The following is a 15,493-nucleotide window of genomic DNA, read 5'->3' as shown; positions in this document are numbered from 1 at the left end:
ACCGCTATTTACTACTTATTTTTATTCTTTTTCTTCGATTGCGCTGCAAACTCTTCTGAGCTTAGGAACCCATCTTCATCAATGTCTAATCGCGCAAAACGCTTAGGTCCATTTTTAGGTTTCTTGATATTCGCCGAGAACTCTTCTACTGACAATTTACCGTCAGAATTAGCATCGATCTTACTAAACCTACTTTTCTTAGCCTGTGACTCTGTAGAAATAGCAAATAATAGTGCCGTTACAAGTACGCTTGATAACGCTGTTCTTAAAACATTTTTCATGGTGACATCCTCTTTAATTAACTTTTTAGTGGAACCTTCAAATTGGTGACAATTCACCTGTCACCATATAACTTCTTAAGTACATCTAAACTGCCAAGCTCAATGTAGATTCAAAGGTCAAATATGCGAATATATAAATTCTTATATTTCACTTTCGACTTCTCTTGCAACAACTTCTTGCATTAAAGCTAGAAAAGTTTTGATAACATTAGATTAACACAATAAAATCTCGCATGTAAAAACTTATTTTATATATAAATACAATAAAGATATTGAAGTTTTAGGTAGAACGCTCAGATTCAACCAGTATTCATTAGGAATAACGTATTTTTATCCTATTCATAAATTGATAATCTGGGGAGATTTGTAGCTGTTGAATCTTTGTTAAAAACAACTAAAGATGCTATCTTTTTGTTCATCAATAAAATTTACATTTAAATATAAATTTAAATATAAATTTAAATGTAAACATGCAGGACTCTCTTAATATGATTTTTAAATGCAAGAATAGGAAAGTACATGGGCGGTTTGTAGTGAAGGTACTACTCATGCTCGCTGTCGCATTAACCACAGCATGCTCACAGAGTAACAGTACAATCGAGAAAAAGCCTGTTGCTAAGCAATTACCCAATATTGTTATTTTATATGCAGATGATCTGGGCGCCGGCGATTTGGGCAGTTTTAGTTCAAGATCTAAAATACCCACACCTAATTTAGATAAATTAGCTTCGCAGGGGCTAAGTTTTACTGATGCTCATTCCTCATCAGGTATATGTTCTCCTTCTCGATATGCATTGCTTACAGGACAATACCATTGGCGTAAATTCCACGATATTGTAAAGGCATTTGGAGATTCAGTTTTTGAAGCGGAACAACTTACTCTGCCAGAAATGCTGCAACAAAAAGGATATACAACAGCCGCAATAGGAAAATGGCATCTAGGTTGGGATTGGGACTCTATAAGAAAACAAGATGCGCCGTCGGGCGCAGTGGGACCTAACGACTTTGATTGGAATAAAGCTATCGAGAATGGGCCAACAGCTCATGGTTTCGACTATTATTTTGGTGACAACGTTATTAACTTTCCGCCTTATGTTTGGATCGAAAATGATCGCGTAACACAAATACCCGACACTATGGTGGATGGTACGCTATGGAAAAATAAAGAAGGCACAATGCGTTATCGAGAAGGTCCGATGGTGACAGGGTGGAATCCTTACGAGAACATCCCCACGACGACCCAAAAAGGCATCGATTTTATTACTCAAAAATCTAAACAGGAACAACCCTTCTTTTTATACTTTGCATACCCTTCTCCCCATGCGCCGATCATTCCTAATGACGAATTTGATAATACTTCAAAGGCGGGACCTTACGGTGATCTAATAGTAGAAACAGATGACTCAATTGGTAAACTTCTCGCTGCAATTGACCAGGCTGGTATTGCGGACAACACCATCATCATTTTTAGCTCCGACAACGGACCTGAAAATTATGCTTACCTTAGAGACCAAAAGTTTGATCACTGGTCCTCCTACCCTTTTCGCGGTCTCAAACGAGATACTTATGAAGGCGGACATAGAGTACCTATGATTGTGCGCTGGCCAAACCATGTGCAGGCAAACAGTCAAACCGATGAGTTAGTGTCGCAAATTGATTTAATGGCAACCATTGCTGAAATAATCGAATTTAAATTACCAAATGATGCTGCACACGACTCTTTCAACCTATTGGAACTTTGGACGGGTGAATCTTCAAACAGCCCTCGCCGTGCTATGGTTCACAACACAACTGCTGGTAAATTTGCTATTCGTAGCGATGATTGGACTTTAATTGATGCTCCTTCGGGCAATCAAAATGGTAATTTGACAAGGTTCAATTATGCAGATTGGCAAAACAGACATGGTTATCAAACTGATGACAACCAAAAGGGTCAATTATTCGATATGAAAAATGACCGTGAGCAACGTTTCAACTTGATTGAAAAACACCCAGAAAAAGCCCGTCAGATGCGACAGCTTTTAGAACAAATAAAAAGCCAAGGCTGGTCTGCCCCGCGCCTGAATAAATAAACCAGTGACTCCACTATCTCACAACACTTTACTCTTAGGTGCTTGTGAGATAGTCATTATAAGCGAATTTAAGGTTCAAAGTGATCGGTACGAAAAGGTTGAGCAGGCAGACCCGCAGCGTTAATCAAATTAACCTGAGGAAAGCCTGAAAATGCGTAACGAACATAAAGCGGGTTTTGGAGACTTGGGCTGCTCAGAAGCACGGTATTTTGACGGATTTTAGCATCATCCTTTACCCACTTTTGGCTATCGTTTGCCAACCAAAATTCAGCCGGAGCCTTTGAATTTACGGTGCGCAACCCTTCTACGTGTTCGAAAAACAATCTAACATTTGAGCCAGAAATCACAGCCTTTGCCAAAACTGGTCCTTGTGCCTCAACGGTTTGATGCAAGGTGTTTCGCGCCGCTGCATTTGCTAAACGCTGGCCTATGGGTAATTTGTCCAGTGGATGAATATTCGTGGGATGCCCAAGATCAATTGTATTAATAACCGCCACATTTTTCATACTTTGCGCCGCTAATTGGGCTTCTCGCATCCACGCCCATGAGTGTGCATTTGGATGTCTAGCCTCTTTAGTGGGGCTAGTGTTCAGCAAAGCATTAAATCGAGGCAACATGACCAGCATAAAATGCATGTCGCTATTATCCCATTGTTGACGATAGCGTTTTATCCAAGCTTGTAAGGCGTCTTTATATTTCAACATACCAGAATTGTTTTTATACCAAGGGTCTTTTACCAAACCGTGCATGCTTTGAGTGTTTCGTTCACCTTGATACCAGACGAGACCTCGTACCGTATAGGGCACAAGAGGATTCATCATTGCATTAAACAATATGTTGGGTTGACGACGTAAATAAACATCATCTATTCGTGTCCAAGGTAATGGTCCCGATAATATTCGGTTAATTTTCGCGATGCGGTCTGCATCGGCATCAAACTCCTGCATAATCGTGTTGAAATATGCTAATTCCTTGGTTAGATCACGAGGCATCCAAGCTTCTATAGATGAACTGCCCCATGCACTTAAAATAATGCCTACCGGAACATCTGCACGCTGCTGCAAATAATAAGCAAAAGAAAATGCGACAGCACTATCAGGTAAGCTTGTTTGCCAGTTAGCCTGCATGCTTTTCTGTTCAGTTAAGGCGACGTTGTGAGCAACGGTCAAACTACGAATGTGCTTCGCCTATTTGGAGAGAACTTGTATATCCTTAACCCTCCCAATGGCCATATCCATATTAGATTGGCCTGCACAAATCCATACCTCACCTACCAAAATATCAGCAAGCACTATTTTCTGGTTATTACTCGACAAAATCGTCATATTCTCAGGCGAGTAGCTGCCTTTAAGGGGGGCAAGTTGTAGGCTCCAGCTCCCCTGTTCGTTGGTAATAGTGGTTTGGATTTGATTTGCAAAAGATACCGTTATTTGACTACCGGCTGTTTCTTGCCCCCAGATTGTTACAGGTAAATCGCGCTGTAATACCATATGAGGTTGGAAAATTGACCCAACTTGCAAGCTTTCTTGAAACGCTTGTTGAGCGAAAGTGCATGTATATGGAAAGCAGAATGTAAGAAAGGTTAACCTTTGAATAAGCTTGTTAAACACCATGGTTTCCTAGCCCTCAACATCGCTTAAATTCAAAGATTACAATTACCGTTAAATTGCTCCAATTCATGGTGAACTGAAGCAATTTAACGTCTCAACTATAGAATTTCGATATAGGCGTAGAAAGCAGGTACGTGACTTTCGAGATCGTCTTTGCCATCAGCAAACCAGCCTTCAATAGCTTTAGGACCTTTTTCTAAAGGTAGTGTGAACTGAGCACCTGCAGCTCCTTTATCCAATTCGGTCTCATAAACTACACCATCTAATTTCAAAAATGCTTTTTTCCGATTTACCGGCTGTTGAGCAGGTTTGTCATGAAAGTACAAAGAGATTTGATAAGTACCTGTATTATCTACCTCAACGTGCCAAGGTAAACTTTTGAATTTTTCAACTTGGGTAATCCAACCTTCTTTCTTTTCTTTTAAGAACAAGGTTTTAAAGCCAGGATACCATGCAATAACGTTAGTAGACTCAGCTTCCATCCAATCGTTGGCATTAAGCCTTACCGGGTTTTCGATTGGGTTACCAACAATGGGTCTTACTCTTGGGCCTACATCTTTTGATACATCTTGCCACCAATCCCGTAAAGCTTGACGAAGCTCTTCAGCTTTTTGCGGGTTATCATTAATTAAATTCACTTGCTGAGACGGATCAGATGCTAAGTCATATAACTCTTCAGTGTTTTTATCTAGCTCTGAAACAAAACGCCAATTACCATCCATGACCACAGACGGACGTCCGATTCTAGGTTGATCAACCCGTTGGTTGGTTACTACTATTTTACGTGATTCAAGTGCTCCATCATCTACTAGCACGGGAACCAGACTTACACCGTCAATGTCAGATGCTTCTGAGGCATCAATACCGGCCAGCTCCATAAGGGTTGGCATCAAGTCGAAATGCGCGGCTAGCGTATCAACTTTTCGAGCTTCATCAATTCCGCCATTGGGATAATGAATGTAAAATGGGACTTTGTGACCGCCTTCATAAACCTCAGACTTATAACCGCGTAAACCACCATTGAATACCCATTCTTGACCAACTTGCTGACTAATTTCATCGGTTAGAGCATGGATGGTTTTATTATTCTTGCCGATACGAGCTGGCGTGAACGAACTTCCGTTGTCGGTCATAAAAATAAAAATAGTATTGTCTGTAATGTTTAGCTCATCTAATAGGTTTCTAATTTTACCTACGCCGGTATCGATAACCGAAATCATTGCGTAGAAACGAGCTATTTCTTCCGGTAAACCTAAGTCTCTGTAAACTTGAATATCTTTGTCTTTGGCTCTGTAAGGAGAGTGCGGTGCATTGGTCGCTATGTAAGCAAAGAAAGGCTTGTCTGACTGGCTGCTTTGACGAATAAACTGTTCTGCTTCGTCAAACCAAATATCAGTGGCATAACCATCGAATTTTTCAACTTTACCATTGCGTAAATAGAAATCATCGAATTGGGTATTGCCCCAATAATCTCCCGATTGGCCTACGCCGCCTCCACCGTGGATTAAGCTTGTTTGAAAGCCTTGGTCTTGTGGTCTAAAAGGATAGCTATCACCTAAATGCCACTTGCCAAACAACGCGGTATCATAACCGTTATCAGCCAGTATCTCTGCAATCGTTACATGTTCTGATGCTAAAAATGAACGTCCCATCACGGTATGCCAAACACCAGCTCTCATCGAGTGTTTGCCAGTCAGCAATGCGGAGCGAGTTGGGGAACAGGTTGGGTCAACATGAAAGTTTTCAAAACTAACAGACTGATTAGCCAAAGTTTGAATATTCGGGGTTTGTATCACTGGGTTGTGATTAAGACTCAAATCGCCAAAACCTTGATCATCTGTCATCATCAGCACAATGTTGGGTGCTTTTGATTGTTGCTCAGCAGCAGTCTGATCATTGCTTGATTCTGACATCGGAGTTTTGTCAGCGCCACATGCTTGTAACCCAACACCGATTGCCAGAAAAAACAGACCTTTTGTAAAATATCGAATGTTCATTAAAGAGACTCACTTTTAAAAAGGTTAGGAACACTTCGTTGTGTTCCTAACAAAACTATATTTAGAATTTGTAGGTTGCAGTTAATGAATAAGAGCGCCCTGCAGCATACACACTTAAGAATGTTGATTCAGCACCGACATAATCCCTTCTCACATCATCAGTTAGATTTGACGCGTTAAATGCGAAAGATAAATTAGCAGTAGGACGTACATTAAAATTGAAACTTAAATCTTCAGTTGTTCCAGTAAAACGTGCCGTTGCGGTCTGTGAACCAGCGCCAGCAAGAGTTCGGAAAAATTCTGAACGAGTGACATAAGACAATCGAGCGGTAAACAAGCTTGTTTCGTAAAATGCCATAAAGTTATAGTTATTCTTCGATGAACCTGGGAAACCAAAACCGGCGTCTCCCACATCTTTATCAAAAGAACTATCAACGTAAGTGTAATTAGCCGATACGCCAAACCCTTCTAGTTCGGGTAGTAGCTCCTCTAAAGGCAAATAAAAGCCAAGTTCCAGACCTTTGACTTCACCATCTGAGAAGTTAATAGGTATAGTGGAGTTAAATAAAGCATCGCCTTGACCCGGTATGGTTTGTCCAAGAACCACTTGATCAATGATGAAATCTCTAACGTCTTTATAAAATATACTGGCTATAAATGCGCCTTTTTTACCGGTATATTTTTCCAATGTAATATCATAATTCCACGCAGTCATAGGATCGAGATCTGGGTTTCCCGCTACCGCATTACCAGGCACCGTTGGATCTTCTGGTACTGTAATCGCCATTATTGGCGCAATTTCTTCGTAATCAGGTCTTGAAAGGGTTTTTGACACACCGAAGCGCAAGGCCAAATCACTTTGCAAAGAAAAGTTAAGGTTTAAACTAGGTAATACTTCCCAATAGTCACCACCTGTAGTTATTGGTACTAAACTAACATTACCGTCTGTATCAACCACTCTTGCTTCCGCACTAGCGGTATTTTCAGTGAAAACAGCACGAACCCCAAAGTTACCGTTAACCGGAACATCCGCCAATTCTGAATCGAGGTTAATTTGTGTGTATAAAGCTGTTATTGTTTCTTCGCTGTCATGTGACGCAGCGGGGTCGATACCAAGCTCATTTACGCCAGTTGTTAATACACGACCGTCAATTGCCGCCACAGCTGAGAAATCCGAAATCTGATAAGTTCTTGGTGCAATCATTGCTGAGGTAAGTAATTCATCAGATAATATTTGCCCCGTTACCCCTGCGTCAGCAATCTCTGCAGCCGGATTGGGTGACAATGCAGAAGGAACAAACTGCACAGCTGCGGTGCGAATAGACAAAATAGAAGTCTTATCATAGTTAACCCCAAATTCCACTGCTGAAAAATGCTCAGTATCGAGATCATAACTGAAATCTAGACTAACGCCATGATTGTCAGCATCAAGTTCGATTTCTCGCACAATACTAAAAATGTAAGTCGCAGCATCTGGGCTTAATAATTCAGAACCAAACCCAATATTAGGTAAACCACTTCTCATATCAAATGAAACTAAAGATTCATCAGCACCGATTTGAAATATGGGAAACCTAAGGTCTTGTTTATAATCAACAGATGACATAAACACATCGAAAGAAGAAGTTAGCTTACCCGTCACCCACTCTAGGTTTAGCCCAGTAACTAAATTCTCAGTGACATTGTTAAACGTCTGATCTTGCATTCTGTAGTTAATAGCACCTGCAAGTTGTGCTTGGCCAAAATCTGCAGATTGCAGCACATTATTTTCGTCAATCTCTATTCCTGACTCATCAAATACAGTGTTGGCCCACATTCCGCCGAACAAAAACTGCCCGTTGTGTCTTTGCGATTTGTTATCAAATTCCGCATATGTGAGATCCCAAACAACCTCTATATTGTCAGATGGCAGCCATTGAATGCCAGTCGAAATTGCAGTTCTATCAGCAGCACTTCTGTTTGGCACGTAAGTTACGGCATTAGGAACGGAAACCCCAGTTATAAGCTCATCTTCACCGGCTACGTTATCATTGTTGACTCTAATATTACTGGTAACGTAGTTCAGATTGACTTGATCTCTAGAAGTATTACTTTCACCTGTAACAAGGGAAATAAAAGCGCCTAAGTCACTCTGTTCATTTCTCCAAGCACCAAATAGATTTACTTTATTGCCAGTCTCACCGGCTAAATCATTATAATCACCAGAGACTGAAACAAGTCCAAAGGTTTCTTTGGCATTTAATTGTTTCATATCTAAGGGTCTTAATGTCAGCAGGTTGACCTGTCCAGCTAAGCCACTCTCAGGCCGCGCAGCAGTCTGGCCCTTAGCTACCCTGACGCCACTTAAGATGTTGGATGGAAATACATTAAAATTCATTTTACGCAAGCCACGGGCTTCATTACCTGACGATAAAATTCGGCGACCGTTGATCGTCGAGTTAACAAATTCAGGACCTAACCCGCGGATAGAAACTCTATCTCCATCAGTTCCCGCATCATCGCGCTCTATTTGAATACCCGGCATACGCTGCAACGCGCCAGCAATACTGTCATCAGAAAACTGACCAATATCTTCTGCGGTAATTGCTTCGACTACGGTATTAGAAACCCGTTTTATTTGTTGTGCAGCTTCAAGGCTCGAACGAACACCTACGACGCTAATAACTTCAGTATCGTCATTCTGCTCATCTACTGGGGCTGTTTGCGCAATGGCCACATTGGCACAAGGTAACAGTAATAAAGAAGCGGCAATATTGTACAAACGATTTCGGAAAACCGAGGTTATTTTATTTGTCGCGAAGGTTTTTGAATGTGTGTGAGTGTTCATTTTATGTGCCTATGTTTGCAAATGCGTAAATATAAAAGGTATTTTTTACTAAGAAAAAAACCTTTTACCAACAAAACTTAAAAAATAATCACACAAATAATTAACATACTCAAGAAATTTTTACATATACAATTAGATTTCATATGTAAGAATGATGTACAATTAAGCAAATGTTATAAGCTTTTCGCCAAACTCGTGAAATACAAGGCGCTTAGCGGCATATAGATAAAGGTATAAGTAAAATTGCAGAGACAAACATTTTGCTGCCAATAAATACCTATATTCAAAAAGTCACCTAAAGATTTTGACGAGCTAAACATTATGTCTGGATTAAATTTGTTAACAAATGATTGACATTAGTATCAGTCGCGATTAATATTTTACCAATAAACTATTATTTCATATTTAAAACGAGAGGAAGTTATGAGCGAAATCAACTTATCTGCTAATACTATAATATCGTTAAAAACCCACGATATTCGTTTCCCGACCTCTGAATCATTAGACGGTTCTGATGCGATTAATAAAGATCCAGATTATTCTGCTGCTTACTTAACAATCAGCACTGACAAAGGTAATAAAGGACACGGATTAATTTTCACAATCGGCCGTGGAAACGATATTTGCTGTAAAGCTATAGAAGCTCTAGAGCATTTGGTAGTTGGTAAAGACTTCAATCAAATCATTCAAAATATAGGTGACTTTTATGACACCTTACGTTCAGACAGTCAGTTACGTTGGTTAGGCCCAGAAAAAGGTGTCATTCATATGGCCATAGGTGGGGTAATGAATGCGATTTGGGATATGTGGGCAAAACATGCCAACAAACCTTTGTGGCGTTTATTGGCTGACATGAGCCCAGAAGAGTTTATTAATTGTATCGATTTCAGATATCTTTCAGACGCTCTGACTCGAGATGAAGCCCTGGATATAGTGCGTGCAAATGCAGACTCAAAAGCTGAACGAATTCAGTATTTAGAAGAAAATGGTTATCCTTCTTATACCACTTCAGCTGGATGGCTTGGCTACAGTGACGAAAAATTAAAAAGACTATGTCAAGAAGCTTTGGATCAGGGCTTTAAACACATAAAATTAAAAGTCGGACAAGATTTAAATAGTGATATTAGACGCTGTCAAATCGCCCGTGATGTAATAGGCGAAGACGTTAAGTTAATGATTGACGCTAACCAAATATGGGAAGTTGACCAAGCTATTGATTGGGTTAACGAGTTATCTCATGTTTCTCCTTGGTTTATTGAAGAACCAACTAGTCCAGACGATGTATTCGGCCACAAGAAAATTAAAGAAAACATCGGTGATGTTCAAGTTGCTACTGGTGAGCACTGCCATAACCGAATTATGTTCAAACAATTTATCGCCAATGACGCCATTGATATAGTGCAAATTGACTCCTGTCGTTTAGCAAGTGTTAATGAGATTCTGGCAGTTTATTTATTAGCAGCGAAATATGGCAAGCCAGTGTGTCCACACGCAGGTGGTGTTGGCTTATGTGAATATGTTCAACATTTATCTATGATTGATTATGTACATATTTCTGCAGATTTAACTGATAGAGTTGTGGAATTTGTTGATCATTTACATGAGCACTTTATTGATCCATGTGTGATTAAAAATGGAGCCTATGTTGCACCAACTGCACCAGGATATAGTATCGAAATGTTTCAGGAAAGTATCGATGACTACACCTACCCTACAGGCGCACAGTGGCAGAAACGTTTAAACAAAAAGACCATTAAACAGGCTTCGTAATGAACGACTATTTTGATCCTACTTTGCCTGATGTCTCAACTTTGAAAGCACGTGCAAAGACTCGAATACCCAAATTTGCTTTTGATTATCTTGAAGGCGGTTGCCACGAAGAATTTGGCTTACAACGCAACCGTAGCGATATTCAAGCTGTGCAATTGCGCAGCCGATTGTTGCAAAAATTTGATAAATCAGACATGTCGGTTGAGCTTTTTGGCCACAAATACGATGCACCATTTGGTATTGCGCCCATTGGTTTGCAAGGGTTAATGTGGCCCAAAGCGCCAGAAATTCTGGCCAAGGCTGCGGCTGACTTAAATGTACCTTACATATTAAGTACAGTATCCTCAGCTAGCCTAGAAAGCATCGCTGAAATTTCCGAAGGCAAAGCATGGTACCAACTTTATAATCCCACGGATAAGAAAATTCGTGAGGATTTATTAAGTAGAATCAAACAAGCTGGTTACAAAGTGTTAGTGGTAACAGTGGATGTGCCGACCTTTGGTTATAGACCACGGGATATGAAAAATGGTTTAGCCATGCCGCCCAAAATGACCTTGTCCAATATTGTGCAAATGTTATCTTGCCCAAGTTGGTTAATGGCAACTGCTTTGGCCGGCAAACCAGAGATGCAAACGCTTAAACCTTATATGCCCAAAAATATGCCAACCGACCAATTGGCGGCATTTATGAACAAAACAGTAATGGGCAGAGTCGATATCGAAGGGCTTAAACCGATTCGAGATTTTTGGCAAGGTCCGCTAGTGATTAAAGGTTTAATTAATCAAGATGATGTAGCAGCTGCCATCGAGCTTGGCGCAGATGCTGTAGTGATGTCTAATCACGGTGCTCGTCAACTAGATGTGGGTGAATCTCCCGTAACTCCGTTACAAAAAGCAGCGGCGAAATATGCTAAAAACATCAAAATATTTATGGACAGCGGTTTGCGTTCAGGTACCAATATAGCGTCTGCTTTAGCATGTGGAGCTGATTTTACCTTTTTAGGACGGCCTTTTGTGTATGGTGTTGGCGCCATTGGTAACAAGGGCGGAGTACACACCATCAACTGTCTTAAAATTCAACTTGAACAAGTGATGAATCAACTGGGCTGCGCTAATGTCGCAGATCTTTCGAAGTTTTTAGTGAAGGACTAAGCGGATGAGTACAATGCACAATTCCCCTGTTATACCCAAAAGACAAATTGGCAACACTGATCTCGAGGTAGATACATTAGGTTTCGGCTGTGCTCCTATGGGCAATCTGTATCAGCCAATTAGTGATGATGACTCTAAAGCGGTATTAACTGCCGCTTGGCAGGCAGGCTTCCGTCACTATGACACTGCACCTCATTATGGCCAAGGTCTGAGTGAAAGACGCACAGGTGATCTTTTACGTCCCTTGCAAGGCAAAGACTACGTACTTTCTACTAAAGTTGGGCGTTTGCTCAAGCCAGCAGGCTACGCTAAAGAACGACATGGCTTTATGTCTCCCATGCCTTTCGATATTCAATATGATTACAGCTATGACGGCATAATGCGGTCATTTGAAGACAGCCTACAGCGTTTGGGTTTAGACAGAATTGATATTCTGTATATGCATGATATTGGTCGTGACACCCATGGTGATGAAAACGACAAACATTTTCCGATCGCAATGCAAGGTGGCTATAAAGCCATGGATCAGTTACGCAGCGAAGGGCTGGTAAAAGCAATAGGCTTGGGTGTGAATGAATACCAGGTCTGCGAACAAGCAATGGATCACGGTGACTGGGATTGTTTTTTACTTGCTGGGCGTTACAGTCTACTTGAACAGCAGTCGTTGCAGACATTTTTGCCTAAATGTCAGGCACGAAACACCTCAATTATTATTGGTGGCCCTTACAACTCAGGAATTTTAGCGACTGGAGTTAAAGGTAACAGGACTGCATATTATAATTACGCCCCTGCCCCAGCAGAAATAGTTGAACGGGTCAGCAAAATAGAAGAATTGTGCGAACAATACAATGTAACCTTGGCTGCTGCGGCTCTGCAGTTTCCACTGGCACATCCAAGTGTCGTCTCTGTCATTCCAGGGCTTGGCAACATCAACAGAATAGATAAGACAATAAGTTTATTCAAACAAACCATACCCAGCGAGTTTTGGCAGAGCTTGAAGGCGAACGGTTTGTTAGATAAGCAAGCTCCTGTGCCTACAAATCAAACAACGGATGTTGCTTCTCATGCGAATTGATAGCCATCAACACTTTTGGCAGCGTGAGCTGGGGCATTACAACTGGTTGACTGAAGATTTGGGTGCTATTTATCGAGATTTCTTACCTGAAGATCTGCGTCCACATCTGAAAAAATCAGGTATTGATAAGACGGTGTTGATACAAGCTGCACCAGATATGGACGAAACGAAATACATGTTATCTCTGGCCCACAGTACCGATTTTATAGCAGGCGTTGTTGGCTGGGTTGATATGCAACATGTAGATGCGCCATACCATATCGCCAGACTATCGAAAGATCCCTATTTTAAAGGGATAAGACCTATGATCCAAGATATTGTCGATGATGATTGGATGCTCAAACCCGAACTCAATCCGGCCTTTGTTGCGCTGATGAAACTAAACTTGAGTTTTGATGCGTTAGTCAAACCAAGACACTTAAAGCAATTATTAACCTTGGTCGATCGTTATCCCAATTTAAAAATCGCCATTGATCATGCCGCGAAGCCGAATATTGCCGAAGCACAATTTTCACAATGGGCAGCGGACATTAAAGAATTAGCGAAAAGACCAAATGTATATTGCAAATTATCTGGTTTAGTGACCGAAGCGGGAAACAACCCAAATTTTGATATTTTGGTTCCATACATGCGCCACCTATTCGAGTGTTTTGGTGCTTCACGATTGATGTGGGGTAGTGATTGGCCGGTGCTGAATCTAGCCACAGACTATACCGAATGGGTAGCTTTAACAGAAGCCTTTTTGGCCACGCTGACGAACGAACAGCAAGTACAAATTTGGTCAAAAACGGCCAGTAAATTTTATCGTTTGCAATATCTAGATTAGGTACTGCTGACACTATTGAGATGGTAAAGGGCAAAACTATGAACAAGAATTTATCCGGTAAAACAGCATTGGTGACTGGCGGTGGAAGCGGCATAGGTAGAAGTGTGTGTCTACGATTAGCTGCCGCTGGCGCGCATATATTTGTACTCGACTTAGACGAACAAGCAGCCCAAGAAACCGTCAACCTAATCGAAACGGAAAATGGTTTTGCAAGTGCACACAAATGCAACGTTGCTGATCATGCCGACGTACAACAAGTGATTAGCGATATCCTAGATAAGCAATCTATCGATATTTTGATCAACAACGCAGGCATTGCTCATGTAGGCAATCTTGAAAACACCAGTGAAGCAGACTTAGACAGACTATATCAAGTTAACGTTAAAGGTGTTTACAACGCTATGTCGGCTACGGTTCCCGCTATGAAAGCCAGAAAATATGGCGTGATCATCAATTTAGCATCGGTAGCATCGTCCGTTGGGATCGCAGATAGATTTGCGTATTCGATGACGAAAGGCGCGGTTTTGACGATGACGTATTCCGTAGCTAAGGATTACATTAATGATGGAATCCGTTGTAACTGTATAGCCCCAGGACGAGTACACACACCATTTGTGGATAATTTCTTAGATAAAAACTATCCCGATAATCGCGATGAAATGTTCGAAAAACTATCTAAGAGCCAACCTATTGGACGTATGGGTAATGCAGAAGAAATTGCAGGTTTGATTAATTATTTATGCTCTGATGAAGCGGCGTTTATCACCGGCTCTAATTTCCCCATCGATGGTGGTTTCGTAACCTTAAATAATTAAACAGAAATTGTGCGAAGAAAGAATTTAAACAAGTTAAATATGAATTGGAGTAACAAATGAAATTAGTACGCTTCGGCAAAAATGGGCATGAAAAGCCAGGAATTGTAGACTCAAACGATCAAATTCGAAGCCTTGAAGGCATAGTAGAAGACATTGATGGACACTCTCTCAGCGCTGCAAGTTTAGATAAACTAAGAGATCTAGACCTTAGCACCCTACCCTTAGCCCCTGAAAACGTTCGTATCGGCCCCTGTGTAGGCAAAGTTGGCAAGTTTATATGTATTGGTCTCAACTATAGTGACCATGCTGCTGAATCAGGCATGGCATTGCCGGTAGAACCTGAAGTATTTACAAAAGCCACCAGCGCTATTTGTGGTCCTGATGATAACATCATCAAACCTAAAAATAGCACCAAGCTGGATTGGGAAGTAGAATTAGCGTTAGTCATTGGCAAAGAGGCAAGCTACGTTACTGAAGAAGAAGCACCATCGCATATAGCTGGCTACTGTGTATGTAATGACGTATCTGAGCGAAGCTTCCAACTAGAACGTGGAAACCAATGGGACAAAGGAAAAGGCTGTGACACTTTCGGTCCAATAGGCCCTTGGTTGGTAACCAGTGATGAAGTTGGAAACCCCAACGAGTTAGATATGTGGCTAGAAGTAAATGGCCATCGCTACCAAAACGGCAACAGCCGTACCATGGTATTTAAACCTGCATTTATTGTAAGTTATTTAAGTCAATTTATGAGTTTACAACCTGGCGATATCATTTCTACTGGCACACCACCGGGCGTTGGTTTAGGCCAAAAACCACCGGTATATTTAAACGCTGGTGATAAAATCTCGCTAGGCATTGAACGTCTTGGTACACAAGAGCAGCTTGTAGTTGATTACAAGCAGCCTTAAACCTACCTAATAAACTTATCATTAGCCAACGACTTATATTCGTCTACACAGTGAGATTTAAGTCGTTGGATTCATCTTCTATCCGCAATCACCAACGCTGTTTTTTAGAATTGTATCTAACCTTCTCGGTTTCACTGCTCCTTCACTTAACTAGCAAACAA

General features: G+C 41.0%; 12 protein-coding genes. 7 read left to right on the top strand and 5 right to left on the bottom strand.

Translation table 11 applies throughout. The features are described 5' to 3' along the window. Window positions 1-11 precede the first annotated feature (11 nt). Window positions 12-281: an EF-hand domain-containing protein gene (locus KO530_RS09525; protein WP_216048574.1), complete on the bottom strand. Its 270-nt coding sequence runs from the start codon at window positions 279-281 to the stop codon at window positions 12-14. 533 nt (window positions 282-814) lie between these two features. On the opposite strand from KO530_RS09525, the gene KO530_RS09520 reads away from it, so the two are divergent. Then, complete coding sequence (locus KO530_RS09520; protein WP_216048181.1) at window positions 815-2,353, top strand: sulfatase family protein; 1,539 nt, start codon at window positions 815-817, stop codon at window positions 2,351-2,353. Window positions 2,354-2,421: 68 nt separating this feature from the next. Here the strand turns inward: KO530_RS09520 and KO530_RS09515 are convergent, their stop codons facing one another. From KO530_RS09515 to KO530_RS09500, 4 genes are all read right to left on the bottom strand, one after another. Then, window positions 2,422-3,522 carry a sialate O-acetylesterase gene (locus tag KO530_RS09515; protein WP_216048180.1) on the bottom strand — a complete coding sequence of 367 codons (1,101 nt, stop codon included), beginning with the start codon at window positions 3,520-3,522 and terminating at the stop codon, window positions 2,422-2,424. A gap of 18 nt (window positions 3,523-3,540) precedes the next feature. Then, window positions 3,541-3,963, bottom strand: coding sequence for a hypothetical protein (locus tag KO530_RS09510; RefSeq protein WP_216048179.1), 423 nt, complete (start codon window positions 3,961-3,963; stop codon window positions 3,541-3,543). Window positions 3,964-4,061: 98 nt separating this feature from the next. Further along, a complete protein-coding gene (locus KO530_RS09505) occupies window positions 4,062-5,960 on the bottom strand; it encodes an arylsulfatase (RefSeq protein ID WP_216048178.1) in 1,899 nt (632 codons plus the stop codon). Between the two features lie 61 nt (window positions 5,961-6,021). Continuing rightward, window positions 6,022-8,787, bottom strand: coding sequence for a TonB-dependent receptor (locus KO530_RS09500; RefSeq protein ID WP_216048177.1), 2,766 nt, complete (start codon window positions 8,785-8,787; stop codon window positions 6,022-6,024). A gap of 423 nt (window positions 8,788-9,210) precedes the next feature. On the opposite strand from KO530_RS09500, the gene KO530_RS09495 reads away from it, so the two are divergent. The 6 genes from KO530_RS09495 to KO530_RS09470 are packed head-to-tail and all read left to right on the top strand — an operon-like array spanning window position 9,211 to window position 15,332. Next, a complete protein-coding gene (locus tag KO530_RS09495) occupies window positions 9,211-10,557 on the top strand; it encodes an L-fuconate dehydratase (protein WP_216048176.1) in 1,347 nt (448 codons plus the stop codon). After that, a complete protein-coding gene (locus tag KO530_RS09490) occupies window positions 10,557-11,708 on the top strand; it encodes an alpha-hydroxy acid oxidase (RefSeq protein WP_216048175.1) in 1,152 nt (383 codons plus the stop codon). The genes KO530_RS09495 and KO530_RS09490 overlap by 1 nt, the downstream gene beginning before the upstream one ends. Window positions 11,709-11,712: 4 nt before the next feature. Next, window positions 11,713-12,783 carry an aldo/keto reductase gene (locus KO530_RS09485; RefSeq protein ID WP_252729080.1) on the top strand — a complete coding sequence of 357 codons (1,071 nt, stop codon included), beginning with the start codon at window positions 11,713-11,715 and terminating at the stop codon, window positions 12,781-12,783. Then, on the top strand, window positions 12,773-13,609 hold the full coding sequence (locus KO530_RS09480) for an amidohydrolase family protein (RefSeq protein WP_216048174.1): 837 nt from the start codon (window positions 12,773-12,775) through the stop codon (window positions 13,607-13,609). The genes KO530_RS09485 and KO530_RS09480 overlap by 11 nt, the downstream gene beginning before the upstream one ends. Before the next feature lie 38 nt (window positions 13,610-13,647). Next, entirely contained in the window at window positions 13,648-14,424 is a 777-nt protein-coding gene (locus tag KO530_RS09475; RefSeq protein WP_216048173.1) for an SDR family NAD(P)-dependent oxidoreductase, read from the top strand. Between the two features lie 56 nt (window positions 14,425-14,480). Next, window positions 14,481-15,332: a fumarylacetoacetate hydrolase family protein gene (locus KO530_RS09470; RefSeq protein WP_216048172.1), complete on the top strand. Its 852-nt coding sequence runs from the start codon at window positions 14,481-14,483 to the stop codon at window positions 15,330-15,332. The last annotated feature ends 161 nt before the right edge of the window (window positions 15,333-15,493 follow it).

It is taken from the genome of Aliiglaciecola lipolytica (assembly GCF_018860635.1).
GTDB classification, from domain to species: domain Bacteria; phylum Pseudomonadota; class Gammaproteobacteria; order Enterobacterales; family Alteromonadaceae; genus Aliiglaciecola; species Aliiglaciecola lipolytica_A.
The sequence above is the reverse complement of the archived record's forward strand: the minus strand, read 5'-3'. Positions and strand labels throughout refer to the sequence as shown.

What these genes read in the sequence shown, in the direction of transcription:
- KO530_RS09480 (WP_216048174.1), top strand. Translation starts at nt 12,773, where the DNA reads ATGCGAATTGATAGCCATCAACACTTTTGGCAGCGTGAGCTGGGGCAT.
- KO530_RS09485 (WP_252729080.1), top strand. Translation starts at nt 11,713, where the DNA reads ATGAGTACAATGCACAATTCCCCTGTTATACCCAAAAGACAAATTGGC.
- KO530_RS09495 (WP_216048176.1), top strand. Translation starts at nt 9,211, where the DNA reads ATGAGCGAAATCAACTTATCTGCTAATACTATAATATCGTTAAAAACC.
- KO530_RS09500 (WP_216048177.1), bottom strand. Translation starts at nt 8,787, where the DNA reads ATGAACACTCACACACATTCAAAAACCTTCGCGACAAATAAAATAACC.
- KO530_RS09475 (WP_216048173.1), top strand. Translation starts at nt 13,648, where the DNA reads ATGAACAAGAATTTATCCGGTAAAACAGCATTGGTGACTGGCGGTGGA.
- KO530_RS09490 (WP_216048175.1), top strand. Translation starts at nt 10,557, where the DNA reads ATGAACGACTATTTTGATCCTACTTTGCCTGATGTCTCAACTTTGAAA.
- KO530_RS09505 (WP_216048178.1), bottom strand. Translation starts at nt 5,960, where the DNA reads ATGAACATTCGATATTTTACAAAAGGTCTGTTTTTTCTGGCAATCGGT.
- KO530_RS09470 (WP_216048172.1), top strand. Translation starts at nt 14,481, where the DNA reads ATGAAATTAGTACGCTTCGGCAAAAATGGGCATGAAAAGCCAGGAATT.
- KO530_RS09525 (WP_216048574.1), bottom strand. Translation starts at nt 281, where the DNA reads ATGAAAAATGTTTTAAGAACAGCGTTATCAAGCGTACTTGTAACGGCA.